This is a genomic window from Anaerostipes sp., from assembly GCF_018381315.1.
Classification (GTDB): Bacteria; Bacillota; Clostridia; order Lachnospirales; family Lachnospiraceae; genus Anaerostipes.
This window is the reverse complement of the sequence record NZ_JAGZSD010000002.1, coordinates 195500-210339: the sequence shown is the minus strand read 5'-3', so window position 1 is coordinate 210339 and position 14840 is coordinate 195500. Positions and strand designations below refer to the sequence as shown.

Annotated in this window: 13 protein-coding genes and 1 pseudogene; all 14 read right to left on the bottom strand. The window is 45.2% G+C overall.

Going from position 1 to position 14840, the window contains the following annotated elements; all coding sequences use genetic code 11:
- Window positions 1–59 precede the first annotated feature (59 nt).
- Window positions 60–260, bottom strand: coding sequence for a 50S ribosomal protein L31 (gene rpmE, locus KH180_RS02265; protein ID WP_009290709.1), 201 nt, complete (start codon window positions 258–260; stop codon window positions 60–62).
- Between the two features lie 109 nt (window positions 261–369).
- Complete coding sequence (gene rho, locus KH180_RS02260; protein ID WP_290755951.1) at window positions 370–1713, bottom strand: transcription termination factor Rho; 1344 nt, start codon at window positions 1711–1713, stop codon at window positions 370–372.
- Between the two features lie 172 nt (window positions 1714–1885).
- Window positions 1886–2611 (bottom strand): SigB/SigF/SigG family RNA polymerase sigma factor, encoded by a 726-nt coding sequence (locus tag KH180_RS02255; RefSeq protein ID WP_290755949.1) that lies wholly within the window; start codon window positions 2609–2611, stop codon window positions 1886–1888.
- Between the two features lie 9 nt (window positions 2612–2620).
- Entirely contained in the window at window positions 2621–3034 is a 414-nt protein-coding gene (gene spoIIAB, locus KH180_RS02250) for an anti-sigma F factor (RefSeq protein ID WP_290755947.1), read from the bottom strand.
- Window positions 3035–3053: 19 nt separating this feature from the next.
- Window positions 3054–3359, bottom strand: a complete 306-nt coding sequence (gene spoIIAA / locus KH180_RS02245) for an anti-sigma F factor antagonist (RefSeq protein ID WP_137329516.1) — start codon at window positions 3357–3359, stop codon at window positions 3054–3056.
- Window positions 3360–3465: 106 nt separating this feature from the next.
- Window positions 3466–4794 carry a tetratricopeptide repeat protein gene (locus KH180_RS02240; RefSeq protein ID WP_290755945.1) on the bottom strand — a complete coding sequence of 443 codons (1329 nt, stop codon included), beginning with the start codon at window positions 4792–4794 and terminating at the stop codon, window positions 3466–3468.
- A gap of 13 nt (window positions 4795–4807) precedes the next feature.
- Window positions 4808–4951: a hypothetical protein gene (locus KH180_RS02235; protein ID WP_290755944.1), complete on the bottom strand. Its 144-nt coding sequence runs from the start codon at window positions 4949–4951 to the stop codon at window positions 4808–4810.
- Window positions 4917–6191, bottom strand: coding sequence for a bifunctional folylpolyglutamate synthase/dihydrofolate synthase (locus KH180_RS02230; protein WP_290755943.1), 1275 nt, complete (start codon window positions 6189–6191; stop codon window positions 4917–4919). The genes KH180_RS02235 and KH180_RS02230 overlap by 35 nt, the downstream gene beginning before the upstream one ends.
- A complete protein-coding gene (locus KH180_RS02225) occupies window positions 6181–8820 on the bottom strand; it encodes a valine--tRNA ligase (RefSeq protein WP_290755941.1) in 2640 nt (879 codons plus the stop codon). Before KH180_RS02225 ends, KH180_RS02230 begins: the two co-directional genes overlap by 11 nt.
- A gap of 36 nt (window positions 8821–8856) precedes the next feature.
- Entirely contained in the window at window positions 8857–9852 is a 996-nt protein-coding gene (locus KH180_RS02220; RefSeq protein WP_290755940.1) for a hypothetical protein, read from the bottom strand.
- Window positions 9827–10621 carry a hypothetical protein gene (locus KH180_RS02215; protein ID WP_290756040.1) on the bottom strand — a complete coding sequence of 265 codons (795 nt, stop codon included), beginning with the start codon at window positions 10619–10621 and terminating at the stop codon, window positions 9827–9829. Before KH180_RS02215 ends, KH180_RS02220 begins: the two co-directional genes overlap by 26 nt.
- 2 nt (window positions 10622–10623) lie before the next feature.
- Window positions 10624–11679, bottom strand: a complete 1056-nt coding sequence (locus tag KH180_RS02210; protein WP_290755939.1) for a DUF5716 family protein — start codon at window positions 11677–11679, stop codon at window positions 10624–10626.
- On the bottom strand, window positions 11676–12563 hold the full coding sequence (locus KH180_RS02205) for a DUF5717 family protein (protein ID WP_290756038.1): 888 nt from the start codon (window positions 12561–12563) through the stop codon (window positions 11676–11678). Before KH180_RS02205 ends, KH180_RS02210 begins: the two co-directional genes overlap by 4 nt.
- 48 nt (window positions 12564–12611) lie before the next feature.
- Window positions 12612–14819: pseudogene (locus KH180_RS02200) on the bottom strand (DUF5717 family protein); the annotation flags it as partial.
- Window positions 14820–14840: the final 21 nt, after the last annotated feature.

Sequence of the window (14840 nt, the reverse complement as noted above, 5' to 3'; positions counted from 1 at the left end):
ATTCTTATACAACAAAATAGGCTGAGATTTCGCAACCTCAACCTATCATTTCCCGTTTTCTACTTAGTACCATACTTACGATTGAACTTGTCAATACGTCCGCGGGCTTGAGTAGCTTTCTGTTGTCCAGTGTAAAAAGAATGACACTTAGAACAGATTTCAACGTGGATATCTTCCTTTGTAGAACCTGTTACAAATTCGTTACCGCAGTTGCAAACTACCTTTGCCTGATGGTATTCTGGATGGATTCCTTCGCGCATGTTTCTTCACCTCTTTGATCTTAGTTTATCTTAAACATTCCTTTTGTTTATTCTTAAACAGCTTTCTCATTATATCACAGCATCCGTCACAATGCAAATATTTTTTCGCTTATTTTCTCAGCAGAGATTTCTTTGCAAATTCAATAAATTCCCGGTTATTTTTTGACCGCTTGAACATATTCAGTGTCTGCTCAAAGAACTCATCGGACCGGCTTCCGGACAATTCTTTATGAAGTGCACTGACCACAGACTGTTCATCCTTGGAAAGCAGCAGATCATCCCGCCTTGTACCCGACTTTGCAATATCCACTGCCGGGAAAATCCTGCGTTCTGAAAGATGGCGGCTCAGCACAAGTTCCATGTTTCCGGTTCCCTTGAATTCCTCAAATATCACATCGTCCATCTTGCTTCCTGTCTCTACCAAAGCGGTGGCAAGGATCGTCAGGCTTCCGCCTTCCCGCATATTTCTGGCGGCTCCGAAAAACCTCTTGGGCATATGCAGTGCAGCCGGATCCAGCCCTCCGGTCAAAGTCCTTCCGCTTGGCGGCACCGTAAGGTTATATGCTCTGGCCAGCCTTGTGATGCTGTCTAAAAGAATCACCACATCTTCTTTATGTTCTACAAGGCGTTTTGCCCTCTCCAGCACCATCTCTGATACTCTCTTATGGTGATCCGGGAGTTCGTCAAATGTAGAATAAATAACTTCCACATTCTGGCCTTCCACAGACTCTTTAAAATCTGTTACCTCTTCCGGGCGCTCATCGATCAGCAGTACGATCAGCTTTATATCTTTATAGTTTTGGCTGATGCTCTGGGCCATCTGTTTTAGCAGTGTTGTCTTGCCGGTCTTTGGAGGCGATACGATCATCCCCCTCTGCCCTTTTCCTACCGGTGACAGAAGATCTACCATACGCATCGGAATCGTTGCCCGCTCTGTCTCCAGCCTCAGCCTTTGATTCGGAAAAATCGGCGTCAAATCTTCAAAATGCTTCCGCCTGGCTGCTGCCTCAGGGTGGTATCCATTGACTGATTCAACAAACAGCAGCGCCCCGAATTTCTCGTTCTGGCTTTTTACACGGATTGCACCGCATAAAATATCCCCGGACTTTAAATTAAACCTGCGGATCTGAGTCGGAGATACATAGATGTCATTCTCCCCCGGGAGATAGTTTTCACAGCGGATAAACCCATATCCGTCCGGCAGCACTTCCAGGATTCCGTTGGCTTTTTTTCCGCTGTCCAGGCTTTTGATATCCCTGGGCACCCGTTCCTGCTTTGCCTCTTTTGGAGGTTCATCCTTCTTTTCAGGTTCTGCCTCACTCTGTTTATGTCCGCTGTCATAATTTTTTAAATATTCAATCAGTTCCTGCTTTTTCAGGCTGCTGATACCTTTGAGATTCTTTTCTTTCGCCGTCTGCCGAAGCTCAAGCAAAGACATAGATTCATATACCATAGAATATTCTCCTTTGTTTAAAAGCACAATACTATAACTTATTTTGATTCAAATTGCAATTTTCAGTGCGGGAAAATGGATGATGTATCCGATGACCTGTAATTTGACCGATCCCTACAGAATTGTAATCATAAGAGGGAAATTTCCCTCTTAGATTATACTAACACATTTTTCAACTATGTCCAAGAATTTGTTTTCGCATGCGGAGCAAAATCTTCTTCTCCAATCTTGAAACCTGAACCTGGGAAATAGAAAGCTTTCTGGCAATCTCCTGCTGTGTTTTCCCCTGGAAATACCTCATTGTAATCAGCTCTTTCTCATCTCCGGACAAAGAGTCCATGAGTTCTTCCAGCATCACATGATTGATTACTGTCTCTGACTCATTCTCTTCTCCCGGCAGCTTGTCCACCAGAAGCACCTGGCTGTCATCACTCTGATAAGTCGACTGATAAATGGATTCCACATCCTTATTTGCTTCCAAAGCTACCACAATCTCATCTCTGGCGATCTTAGTCTCTCTGGACAGTTCATCGATGGTTGCCTCTCTGTTATGCTTCATGGCAAAGGCTTCCCCTGCCTGCCGCACCTGGTATGCGATCTCCTTTAATGACCGGCTGACCTTAATCATTCCGTCATCCCTTAAAAACCGTTTGATCTCTCCTGTGATCATAGGCACCGCATAAGTAGAAAATTTCACATCATAGGACAAGTCAAACTTGTCCACAGCTTTTAAAAGCCCGATGCTGCCAATCTGGAACAGATCCTCGGGCTCATGTCCCCTCCCGGTAAAACGCTTTACCACGCTCCAGATCAGACCCATATTGTCAAGCACTATTTTCTCTCTTGCATCCTGATCTCCTTCTTTCGTAAGCTTTAATAACTCTCTAGTCTCGTCCATATAAAAGGCCTATTTCCCAGTCACTTTCTTTTCCATGACGACTTTGGTGCCTTTCCCGGATTGAGAAGTGACCTGAACTTTATCCATGAACGCCTCCATAAAGGAAAACCCCATGCCTGTCCGTTCTTCGTCCGGTTTTGTTGTGTACATTGGCTCCATAGCCTGCTTCACGTCCGGAATTCCCACACCAAAATCTTCAATAATAATTTTCAGTATATTTCCTTCATTTGATATATCCATGCTGATCTTCCCCTGGTCATCGTCGTACCCGTGGACAATACAGTTGGTCACAGCCTCAGAAACCGCTGTTTTCACATCTGCCATTTCCTCCATGGTCGGATCAAATTTCATCATATAAGTTGCAGCCAGCACCCTTGCGATCCCTTCGTTCTCTGATTCGCTGTTGAATTCTAAATGTATCATTCCTTATCCTCCCTATCGCCTATCGTTCATTGATGATCTTGTGCAGACCTGCCATGTGTACGATCCGTTTCACTACGTCATTGACATTTACTACGCTTACTGTGCCTCCCAAAGGCTTCAGCTGCTTGTACCTCCCAAGGATCATACCTACCCCTGAACTGTCCATGAATCCGGTATTTTTAAAGTCAAATTCTATGTCCTTGATCGGATATGATTTCAGGATCACATCGCATTTATGCCTGACCCGTTCTGCCAAATGATGATCCAGCTCACCGTCCAGCCTTACATACAGTGTCCTGTTTTCAACCTGATATTCTGTTGCCATACGCTTCCTCACTCCTTATAAAAAAATGAAAGAGAAATACACCGGAAGCTCTGCTGTCTTCCGGATATATTTCTCTTTCGTGTCTTATCAGTTTCTTTTCAGCTGTTTAAAGATTTTTCGCCTTTTTATTCTGTAATTGATCCAGGTAAGTCTGTGAATTTCTTGCACTGTTTGTGCCCGGGAACTTCTTGATTACATCCTCGTACGCTTTTATGGCTTTCTCTTTGTCACCGTTCTTTTCGTAAGATCTTGCCAGATAGAAATAAGATCCCACGTTGGTGTCTTTTACCTTGATTGCCTTTTTGAGAGTACTGATGGCATCTTTGTAGTTGCCCTGGTTGTATGCGCTGATTCCCTTGTTATAAAGGCCTGTAGCCGCATATGGATACACCTTCTGCTCCAGGTCATCATAGATCTCTTTCATCTTCTTAGAGCCTAATTTATCCCGGTCAATATTCAGCAGGGCATCCGCAGATTCTGTATACTGACGGTCACCATAATACTGCATCGCAGTCAAAAGTGAATCGTAGATCCCTTCTGTCTTGCTGTCTCCCACAAACTCTTTTAATTCCTTTTTCGCCTTTGCCTCAGCCGCCTTTGCCTCTTTGATGTCTTTTTCATTACTCTTAAGCTGAGTTTCCTTTGCCAGCAGCTGTTCCTTGTAATTCTCAATCTTAGATGTATACTTGTAGCCGGATGCCTTTTTGATGCTCGGATATAAAAGTACCATGGAGACAAGTACTCCGATCACAATTCCACCCACCATATAAATCATCCGATGGCGGTTAGAAGGCAGCTCCTCGTATTTATTAATGACGCTGCTCAGACTTTTCTTCTGTCCTTCCGCTTTCTCTGTACTTCCGTCTTCGGCCTTGATGTCTGCCGGCTTCATGAGAGACTCTGTCTCCTGAAGATACTCAAGTGCCCTTGGATTCTTGCAGTCAATTTCCAAAACCTTTTTTAATGCCTTCTGTGCATCCTGGTACTTTTCATCTTTGATGGAAAGCAGGGCAATCAGAAGCTGTGCGTTGACAAAATTGGGCATCATTGATACAACATTTTTCAGCTGGATCATAGCAAGATCTTCATTTTCCTGCTTTGCATAAACAAGAGCCTGATTGTATTTTTTAATCACCTGGTTGACTGTATCCAGCTGTACCGGGTTCTCCTGCACATCCTTCAGATAATCAATAGCCGCATTGTCATCCTTTTTCAGGTTGCTGCTGATGACCCACTGGCTCAATGCCGGGACAATATCCCCCATCTGATAATAGACCAGCCCCAGAAGATTTCTGGCGTTCATGTCATTCTTATTATAAAATAATGCAGTTTTCAGGTTCTTTACAGCCCCGGTCAGATCGTTGGTGTTGGCTTTTTCTAATCCAAGGTTGTAGTAGTATTTGGAACTGTTTTTAATCTTTTCCTTACTCTTCATATCCGCCACCTAACTATTTCTCTTCTTCTATGTCTTCTTTGATTTCGTTGATCAGATCCTCTACATCTTTTAAATCATCGCTGTAAATGGCATCTTCTGCCTGATCCACATCTAAGCAAGGTTCAAACTTCTTTAATTCTTCTCTGTAATTGATCATTTTCTTCCTCCATATAATTTTTTACCTTACCAGCTAAATAAAAAGAGCCGATGCAAAAGCAGAGAATCCCTTCCTCCGACTTTTGAATCATTGTTTTATATGCCTTTATGAAATCATCATCCGGTATTTTCCGGTTCTCAACCGGAACCTTTAAGATTCCTTCTACATTTTTAACTTTCTTAAGAAGCTTCAGGATCCCTTCCTCTTCCTGTCTGTGGGAAGGGGCAAATACTATAAGCTTCCTCTGCGGAAAGTAACTGTCCAATGTATGGCAGAATGCCTCCGCCGCTTGGAGATTATGCCCTCCGTCAATATAAATCCCCGGACTTACTTCTTCCATCCTGCCTGTTAAAGAAGCAGAAGCAAGACCGCAGAACACATCCCGCCTGCTGATTTCCGGAAACAGCAGATGAACTGCTGCCGCTGCAAGTGCAGCATTTTCATACTGGAAATCGCCGAAAAGGCCTAATTTCAGGCATTTACTCTTTTTATCATACGCACTCTTTTTAAAAAAATCAATATAATCGCAGCTTTTTTCAGAAAAAATAAGATTATCTTTCGAAATTGTTAGGAATTCTGATTTCTGCCGCTCTGCCTCCGCCTGAAATACCTCCATAACTTCCGGTTTCTGTTCCAGACAGATCACCGGAACCTTTGGTTTTATGATCCCTGCTTTCTCTCCGGCGATCAATTCCAGAGTATCTCCCAGGAACTCCTGGTGATCAAGACTCACTGCAGTGAGAATAGAAACTTCAGGCATAATGACATTGGTTGCATCGTGTCTTCCGCCCATTCCTGTCTCCATGATGCATATTTCTGCTTCTTCTTCCTTAAAAAAGACGACGGACATCAAAAACAAAAATTCAAAAAAGGATGGATGTGCCGCTCCTTCCTTCACAGCCTGGCTGACAGCTTCTTTTACTTCCGTAAAAACTTGTGCAAATCTTATTTTGGAAATCTCTCTGCCGCAAAACTGTATCCTTTCTTCTATGCGGACTAAATGCGGGGAAGTGAACCGTCCGGTCTTCTTCCCTGCACCAGTGAGAATGGAATCCAGAAACGCGCAGACCGAACCCTTGCCGTTCGTCCCGGCCACATGAATAAAGGACAGCTCCTTTTCCGGGTTTCCCAAAACATCCAGAATCCATTGTACATTGGATAAGGCTGTTTTTTTAGCGAAACCTGTCACATGGTCCAAATAATTTCTTGCTTCTTCATAATCCGCCATGTTATTTTTCAAGCTGCTCCAGGCGTTCCTCTACCTTGTCCAGCATCTGGCGGTATTTTGAGAGCTTTTCTTTCTCTTCTTCTACCTTCTGGGCCGGGGCCTTGCTCAAAAATCTTTCATTGTTCAGCATGCCCTCACATCTCTTAATCTCACCGCCCAAATTCTTCTGTTCCTTTTTCAGGCGTTCGATTTCCTTTTCAATATCCACAAGCTCAGCAAACGGCATATAGATCTCCGCATCCGGCACCACTGTGGACACCGCATCTTCCGGAATTCCTTCTTTGTCTGCCTGAACCAAAACCTCGCCTGCATAACCGAGTGTCCCGAAGAAAACTCTTCCCTGCTCAAAAATGTCTCTTACCTCTTCCTTCTCAGAAACAACGAATACCTTCGCTTTCTTCTTCGGAGATACGTTCATCTGGGCACGGATATTTCTGATTCCTCTGACCGCTTCTTTCATCAGTTCCACAGCAGCCTCTTCCTTTGTAAAACTGTATTCTTCTCTATATTCCGGCCAGGATGCCAGCATGATAGATTCTTCCCCGGTCAGGTTACAGTAGATCTCCTCAGTAATAAACGGCATAAACGGATGAAGCAGTTTCAGTGACTCAGAAAGAACTTTTTTCAGTGTCCATAATGCTGCAGCTTTCGTATTGTCCCCGTCATTATAAAGACGGGGTTTCACCATCTCAATATACCAGTCACAGAATTCTTCCCATATAAAGTCATTGAGCTTCTGTACCGCAATTCCAAGCTCATACTTGTCCATATTGTCCGTTACATCTTTAGCCAGTGTGTTGAACTTAGATAAAATCCAGCGGTCTGCCTGGGTCAGGTCGGAAAGCTCCACATGGGAGAAATCTGCCTGCTCAAAGTTCATCATCATGAAACGTGATGCATTCCATACCTTATTTGCAAAATTACGGCTGGCCTCCACACGCTCCATGTAGAACCGCATGTCATTTCCGGGGGCATTTCCGGTAACCAGAGTAAATCTCAGTGCATCTGCCCCATACTGTCCGATAATCTCGAGAGGATCTATTCCGTTGCCGAGGGACTTGCTCATCTTACGGCCTTTGTCATCTCTCACAAGTCCATGAATCAGCACCGTATCAAACGGAGCCTTTCCTGTATGTTCATATCCGGAAAATACCATGCGCACTACCCAGAAAAAGATAATGTCATATCCGGTTACAAGGACATTGGTCGGATAGAAATAGTCAAGTTCTTCTGTCTGCTCCGGCCATCCAAGAACAGAGAAAGGCCACAGGGCAGAACTGAACCAGGTATCCAGGGTATCCTCATCCTGAGTAAAGTGAGTACATCCGCATTTTGGGCAGACTTCCGGCTTTTCTTTTGCCACGACAGTTTCACCGCACTCATCACAGTAATAAGCCGGAATCCGGTGTCCCCACCAAAGCTGTCTGGAAATGCACCAGTCACGGATATTCTCAAGCCAGTGAAGATAGGTCTTTGTATAGCGCTCCGGAACAAACTTGATGTCCCCGTTTTTCACTGCCTCAATGGCAGGTTTTGCAAGCTCATCCATCTTTACAAACCACTGGGGCTTAACCATAGGCTCAATGGTTGCTTTGCAGCGGTCATGTGTACCTACATTGTGTTCATGATCTTTGATTTTAACAAGGTATCCCTGTTCTTCCAAATCTTTTACAATCGCTTTTCTTGCCTCGTAACGCTCCATGCCCTCATATTTGCCGCCGTTTTCGTTGATGGTAGCATCATCGTTCATTACATTGATTACAGGAAGATCATGGCGTCTGCCCACTTCAAAGTCATTCGGGTCATGAGCCGGTGTAATCTTCACAGCCCCGGTTCCGAATTCTTTGTCCACATATTCATCTGCCACGATAGGAATCTGGCGGCCGCACAGAGGAAGTTCCAGCATTTTTCCAACCAGTCCGGCGTATCTTTCGTCATCCGGATGGACAGCCACAGCTGTATCTCCCAGCATAGTTTCAGGACGTGTGGTAGCGATCTCCAAGTAATCGTCAGTTCCCACAACCGGATATTTGATATGCCAGAAATGTCCCGCCTGGTCCACATGCTCTACCTCCGCATCGGAGATGGAAGTCTGGCAGACCGGACACCAGTTGATGATCCTGGATCCTTTGTAAATGTATCCTTTTTCATATAATTTGATGAAAACTTCTTCCACAGCTTTGGAACAGCCCTCATCCAATGTAAAGCGTTCTCTTTCCCAGTCACAGGCAGACCCCAGCTTCTTTAACTGGCTGACAATCGTGCCGCCGTATTCTTCTTTCCATTCCCAGGCTCTTTCGAGAAACTTTTCCCTGCCCAGATCTTCTTTTTCAATGCCTTCTTCTTTCAGAGCTTCAATAATCTTGACTTCTGTAGCGATGCTGGCATGGTCTGTCCCCGGCTGCCAGAGCGTGTTGTATCCCTGCATCTTTTTGAAACGGATCAAAATATCCTGCAGGGTTTCATCCAGTGCATGCCCCATGTGCAGTTTTCCTGTAATATTGGGAGGCGGAATAACGATCGTAAACGGTTTTTTGCTGTGATCCACTTCCGCATGAAAATACTGGTTGTCCAGCCACTTTTGATATAGCCTGTCCTCGATCTCAGACGGGTTATATGTCTTTTCCAATTCTTTGCTCATCTCATATCTCCTACTCTATTTTAATCTTATGATCCTCTACATTAAAAGATTGTTGCGGATCGCCCTTTCATGCTGCACCATAGCCTGCTCACAGACAATCTGCCTTCTGGACAGCCATTCCATGCGGTTGATCCTTTTTGGTATATCATAAATTGCTTTCGGGTAAAAGCACCAAGCCTCAGGCGCATGCATTCCGCACCGGTTCAGAGCCAAAACAAGCTCTTCCCTCTGGGCCGAGAGTTCCTCACTGCAATTTAATTCCGCTGCAACTTTAGCACAAAACTCAAATAATTTCCACTGTTCTTCTGAAATATATCCGAACAGCACCTGGTATTTCTCCCGGAAGAACTCCAGATCATTGACAATTGTATCATATTCTGACTGCATGCGCCGGCCCGAAGTCTCTTTATGGCTTCTAACCATCCGGTACATTTTCTTTCTGTCTGCAGCTTTGTGCTGTCTGGACTTCAGTACAAGAAGGATCATGACAGCACCAAGTGCCGCTGCAGCCACAGGCCACAAGGACACAGTCAGTGTGATCTCAAAATATAATACCGCTGCCGCACACAAGCCCGCCGCTGCCAGTGCCATGACCAGTGTGGAAATGAAATACGCCCTCCGGTTGATAAACTTTCCCTGAAATTCCTGCTCTTTTATTTCAAGCTCAGCTTCTTCTTTGCCCTGGGCATAGATCTCTTTTTCAATCTGCTTTTTCTCCCCCTCCAGCGAATGAATGCGGGAAAGGCCCTGTCTTATCTCTTCTTCCCGTTCCCAAAGAGGGAAAAATTCCTCATCAGAGACTCGCCCGCCTGCAGAATCATAAAAGATCCTTGCAAAAATACGGCTGTATTTCCTTGACTCTTCCTCCAGAATTTTTGCTTCTTCCTCTGAAAGTTTCTCCATAGCCTCGATATCTTCCTTCTGTTCCAGAATATAAGATATCTCATCTTCATACATTTCCACAAAACGCTGGTTTAATTCCATCCGCTTTTTCTGATATTCAATTTCAGATAATCTCTCTTCTGTACTCATTTTTCCACCGTTCCAGCATTGACCAGGTCAATCTTCTGGTCATCAGATCATCGGGTTTCTTTCTGTGATAATCAATCTTTTTCAGTGCATGGGATTCCTCGCCGCCGTTCAGCTTTTTTTCCATCCCTGATATATTTTCATAGATTTCCTTCAGTGCTTCCTCCGTAAACGAAAGCGCCCTGCCGTCCTCTAAAAACTTTTGGCAGTCACCCTGCATGTAGGAAACAATAAAGTATGCTTCCTGGCATTTCTTATTCTCCCCAATGCGGCAGCTTCGCTGAAAGAATTCTTTTGCTTCCTGAAAACGGAACATCCGGGTCAGACAGAGTCCTGTGTGATACAAAACCTCCTGCTGTTCTTTCTGTTTCAGCTGCAGCAGCCCTGGGAGTGTCTTTTGATACGAATGATACGCACTCAGATATTTGCTGTGCTTTAAATACAGGTCACCCAGCATCTTATACTTGCGCACAGAGGAGTAAAGATAGGCCGTCCGCATCTGCTGGACCAGAAGTCTCTGCTCCGGCTCTGTAAAATAATTGCGGTAGCTGATAATCTGTTCCAGCTGCTTTTTTGTCTCTTCTTCCTCTGAAAGGCTCAGTCCGATCTCCTCTTCGATCCATTGTTTCATCCCTTTTGGGATCCCTTCCACCAAAAAATATAAATACTGTCCGGAAATAATATAGCATAATTCTTCATAGGAGGAAATGGTCTGCCCAAAAGAATTCAGCGTGTAATGCCTTCTGATCTCATCTGTCTCACACAATACCATTCTCACGGCTGTCCCCTCCTTTCCCATGACAGTACCTGCTGAAACACCTGATAGGTGGGAGGAAATAAGGTCCCGAATCCAAGATCCGTGATCTTGATCCTGCACTTTGTCTCCCCGGTGCACTCTGCTTCTATCTTAAGCTTTGTGGCCCGCCCTTCCCTCTTTATCAGCCCTTTAAGCGGTACTGAAAATCTCATTCTGTCACCCTTTCCGGGAAACAGAGGCTTGATCTCCACGGGAACCGAAGCCGCTGTGTCGATCAGAACGGTCATGCTGCCCCGGCTCTCAAACCACGGGCGGCCGCCCTTTACAAGAGGCAAAAATTCTTCTTTCCCGTGGTTCCAGGCCATGACGCCGATCTGGTACATCATAACGGTATCCGTAAGAATCACGGCCGAGTCAATATCCGCTGCATTTTTTCTTCCCAGCAGATAAACAGCTCCGGTGGCGTAAACATGATTCCCAAGAAACACGCGCCTCCCTGCACACAGTTTTGCAGCTGCATTTTTCAGCCATCCGCTGTCAAATCCCTGTCCGCATAAGTAAACCAGAGATGTGACTTCCTGGGCCAAAGCCTGCTGTACGGCATTCTCAAACGCCATATCCTTCTGGTGTGGGAGACGTGTATTTCTCATAAAGGCTGAATAATCCTCCCTTTCCACCATCATCTGCCCATCCTGTCTTTTCACCATATAATAATAGAGCTGCCCCTGAGAAGAGTAGTCAAACAGACCGACCGCACCCTGTTTCAGCTGGTCTTCCCTCTCCCCGGCAAGGCCTAAGAAGGCTTCTTCCTTTGTAAACAATTTCAGCTGGTCCCCGGATAATCCTAATTCTTGGCGGAGCTCAGCAGCTTTTCCTGTTACGCCGTCTTCTGCCGCCTCTAATACAATACCCAGATACAAATTGGCTGTGTCCGGATGCTTTCCGGCTTCTGTCCTCACATAGTCAGTCCAGTCTCCGGAAAGCTCTGCCGGTTCTTCCTCCACAACCTGTCCGTCTGCGATGGAGCACTGATATATCATTCCCTGTTCTATCTGTATTCCTATCTTCATCATTGATCCTCTGTCATCGGACGGATCAGATCCGTCATCGCTTTTTCATAAGCATAGATCTCCATTTCCATGGCTACACTTTCTCTCTGTTTTTCTTTGAGCATATGGTTCAGCTGATAAAACCTTCCTTTTTGATTTCTCCCTGAATGGTCAAGAAAAACGATATCTTTTCTCCTGCGTCTCTCCTCACCGGGAGCCGTCACATAATAGTCAGCTGTCTCATCGGCAAAAATCAGCACTTCTGCCGTATAATATCCCGGGAGCAGCTCCCTCATGGGAATCTCCCTGGCCGGCTCCGATTTATTTTCTGCATAGTGGAAGACCATGCTGCTGTCCTTTTCTCCCCGGTAGACCACATAAGTGTATGTATAGCACTCATATGGCAGCGGAATTTCTTCCTTAAACTGCAGCAGCACCGGCAGAATCGAATGACGGTCCTCCTGAAACTCTATGATCTTTGTGATTCTTGCTTTCTGCTCCTTAGATAACTCTTTATCCTTATAGTAATCAAGGTAAGCCCACTGCCACAGGAGCTTTTGATTCCCCTGATCCAAAAGCTTTCCGAGCAGGGGATAAAATTCGTCTGAAAGCTGTCTGCCTTCCTCATAAGCTAAGGAGACAAACTGGCCTGTCAGCTTCCTCACCAGTTTTCTGTCTTTTGCATCCTTTCCGGCATAAACCAAAAATATAGGAAGCATCTCCCATCCGGCACCTTGTCCTGCTGCACTTTTCAGGACTTCCTCCGTAAACTCATGGTCATAAATCTTGTGCCTCTCGCCCTGTTCCCAGATCTTCTGCATCAATTCCAGATCTCCCCTGAAAAAGCGCTCCAGATAGGCCAAAATTTCACTGTTATATACCTGCCCCTGAAAAACAGCCAGGCTCATGTCAAGAAGCGGCTGTACTTTCTTCCGGCTCCGTGAAGTAAGCTCATGAAGCACCACTTCCTTTAAAGGCTCCGGATCCATAAAATCAAATCCAAAGAGCTCCATACCTTTCAGAGCCTCTTTATAATGTCGTCCTGCAATAAAATATTCCAGCATCTGCTTGCAGTTCTCACTGGACAGATACTTCCACTGCACCATAGACAGTGCCTGTTCCAGTTCCTCCTGCCTGCCGTGCTTCCAGTAGTAATCCAGCAGCTTTTCAAAAATTCTGTGCCGGTACTCCTCTTTCAGGCTCTGGCACTCCAAAACTGCCTCCACATCCCGGATATCTTCGCCGGCGAACTCGGTCTTCTCTGCAAAGACAAGGCTTTTCCGGATCAAGTATGCCTCATTCCTCCTGCCGAGTCCTGCAAATACAGCTTCTTCCTGTTCTTTGGTCCACAGCCTTGAAAAGGAATAATCCAGTGAAAGATAACGGTTATCCTCCTGATCCAGGAAAACAACCAATGGCTCACTGTATACTGTTACATATACCTCGCCCCCTTCTAAAGAGACATTCTGCACCTCTTTCAGTTCTGCCTGGTACAGGACCGCTTTCTCTATAGCAGGATTACTGCAGATCAGCTTCTGCTTGGCCATAATGTTGGCAATACCGGCCCGGCCCTTCATTCCCTCCAGCAGCCGGTCAAAAAATGCCTGGTAGAGAAGGAACAGATTGCTGTTAATCCTTCCTTCTGCCAGCTGTTCCAGCAAAAATTCTTCGATCTGAGGTTCAAAGGACGGAAAGACAGACTCATATTTCCTCCGGTTTTTTACCAGATTTGCATACAGATATGCCCGCTCTGCGCTGCTTAAACTGTTGCTGTATGAGAAATATAAGAGAACATTCTTTTCCAGATACGGATATCTGTCTTTTGCGATCGTCCGCAGATAGGACTCCTGAAGCCCGATCATCTGGATACCTGACTGCACCGCTTTTTTATAATAAATATGATAGCACTCATCAATACAGTTTCCCCGGATCAGCATAGAACAGATCGCCTGAAGCCCCTCCCTGGTCTCTTCCTTCTGAAATAATACAATAAGGTCTGCCAGAAGATATTCTGAAAATCCCTTTTCTTTCAGCACAAGACTGTATATATGCTTCTGCATACTTTTACTGAACAGACCGCGGCTAATGCCAAAATGTAAAATTTCCTGCTCAAAGGCTCCGATTGATTTGATTCTGCTGTGATCCTGATTCCAGATACTGACTGCCTCAAACCACAAAAAGCTGTTGCTCTGGCCGGCTTCATAAAGTTCCCGGATTTTCTGAAGCTGCAGTCCGGAATCATAAGTGAGATCCTCATCCAGATAAATGAGCATCCAGAGCAGATATCCTTTTTTCTCTCCCGCCTGCCCATAAAGCCCGTGTATCTGGTCTCTTGCGTGGGCAATCTGTTCGGGGGTCTTTAAGTAAAGCGCCTTCAAGTACAAAAAATATCCTAAATAAAAGGAATCGGAATGTATCTCGCTCATATTTGGCTCAAGTCTTGCAAAACCTCTCTCAATGGCTTCCTCAGCCCCCTGAATGATATGACAGTGCAGCGACAGTAAAGTTTTCAGGATCTCATAAGATGCTGTTCCCTCCATCTTCCCGATCAGTTTTTTTTCTCTTTCCGCAAACTCTGCAACATGGCATTTGCCCAGGCAGAAATCCATATAAACTTTGAAAATGTCTTCTGATAACCCGGCAAGTCCCTGCTCTCTGTCACCCTCTGCGTCAAACAGAATATCTGTCTGACAGCTGCTGTATGGGGTGCAGACTGTGAGGATCCCTCTGCTCTCTTCCTCAGCCTCTAAAAACATCACAGGAATCGTCAGGATCCCATCTTCAAAATCATCTTCCGTAAACTCTGTCTTTTCTATAGAAAGAAAGGTGGATTCCAGATGGATCCTGCCATGGACATACCCTTTACCTTCCTTGCGTATCCTCACATTCAAAGGTTCAACGGCATTCAGCCTGTGAATCTCATACTCTTCTTTTTCCGGTTTAAGGGCCGCAGGCTCTTTTCCTCCTGCACAGATGAGAAATTCCTCCAGGATCTGTCCCCGGTTTCTCCCCAGCAGCAGCTGATGATATATTTCTTTTTCCCTGGAACCGTCTTCCAGATAGTCATTTTTGAAGGCCTCAGAAAAAAAGAGGGCTTTTGCCCGCTGTTCATCTTCCTGTACGATTTGTATGAACTGCTTCATCTTTTCCGTCATAGGTTCCTCCGATTTTGCACTGGTGGTCTC

Bases quoted from the DNA above. Each gene is read 5' to 3' on its own strand.
- KH180_RS02235 (WP_290755944.1), bottom strand. From the start codon at position 4,951: ATGATCAATTACAGAGAAGAATTAAAGAAGTTTGAACCTTGCTTAGAT.
- spoIIAB (WP_290755947.1), bottom strand. From the start codon at position 3,034: ATGATACATTTAGAATTCAACAGCGAATCAGAGAACGAAGGGATCGCA.
- KH180_RS02255 (WP_290755949.1), bottom strand. From the start codon at position 2,611: ATGGACGAGACTAGAGAGTTATTAAAGCTTACGAAAGAAGGAGATCAG.
- KH180_RS02205 (WP_290756038.1), bottom strand. From the start codon at position 12,563: ATGAGCCTGGCTGTTTTTCAGGGGCAGGTATATAACAGTGAAATTTTG.
- rho (WP_290755951.1), bottom strand. From the start codon at position 1,713: ATGGTATATGAATCTATGTCTTTGCTTGAGCTTCGGCAGACGGCGAAA.
- KH180_RS02215 (WP_290756040.1), bottom strand. From the start codon at position 10,621: ATGGTATTGTGTGAGACAGATGAGATCAGAAGGCATTACACGCTGAAT.
- KH180_RS02210 (WP_290755939.1), bottom strand. From the start codon at position 11,679: ATGATGAAGATAGGAATACAGATAGAACAGGGAATGATATATCAGTGC.
- KH180_RS02240 (WP_290755945.1), bottom strand. From the start codon at position 4,794: ATGAAGAGTAAGGAAAAGATTAAAAACAGTTCCAAATACTACTACAAC.
- KH180_RS02220 (WP_290755940.1), bottom strand. From the start codon at position 9,852: ATGAGTACAGAAGAGAGATTATCTGAAATTGAATATCAGAAAAAGCGG.
- rpmE (WP_009290709.1), bottom strand. From the start codon at position 260: ATGCGCGAAGGAATCCATCCAGAATACCATCAGGCAAAGGTAGTTTGC.
- KH180_RS02225 (WP_290755941.1), bottom strand. From the start codon at position 8,820: ATGAGCAAAGAATTGGAAAAGACATATAACCCGTCTGAGATCGAGGAC.
- spoIIAA (WP_137329516.1), bottom strand. From the start codon at position 3,359: ATGGCAACAGAATATCAGGTTGAAAACAGGACACTGTATGTAAGGCTG.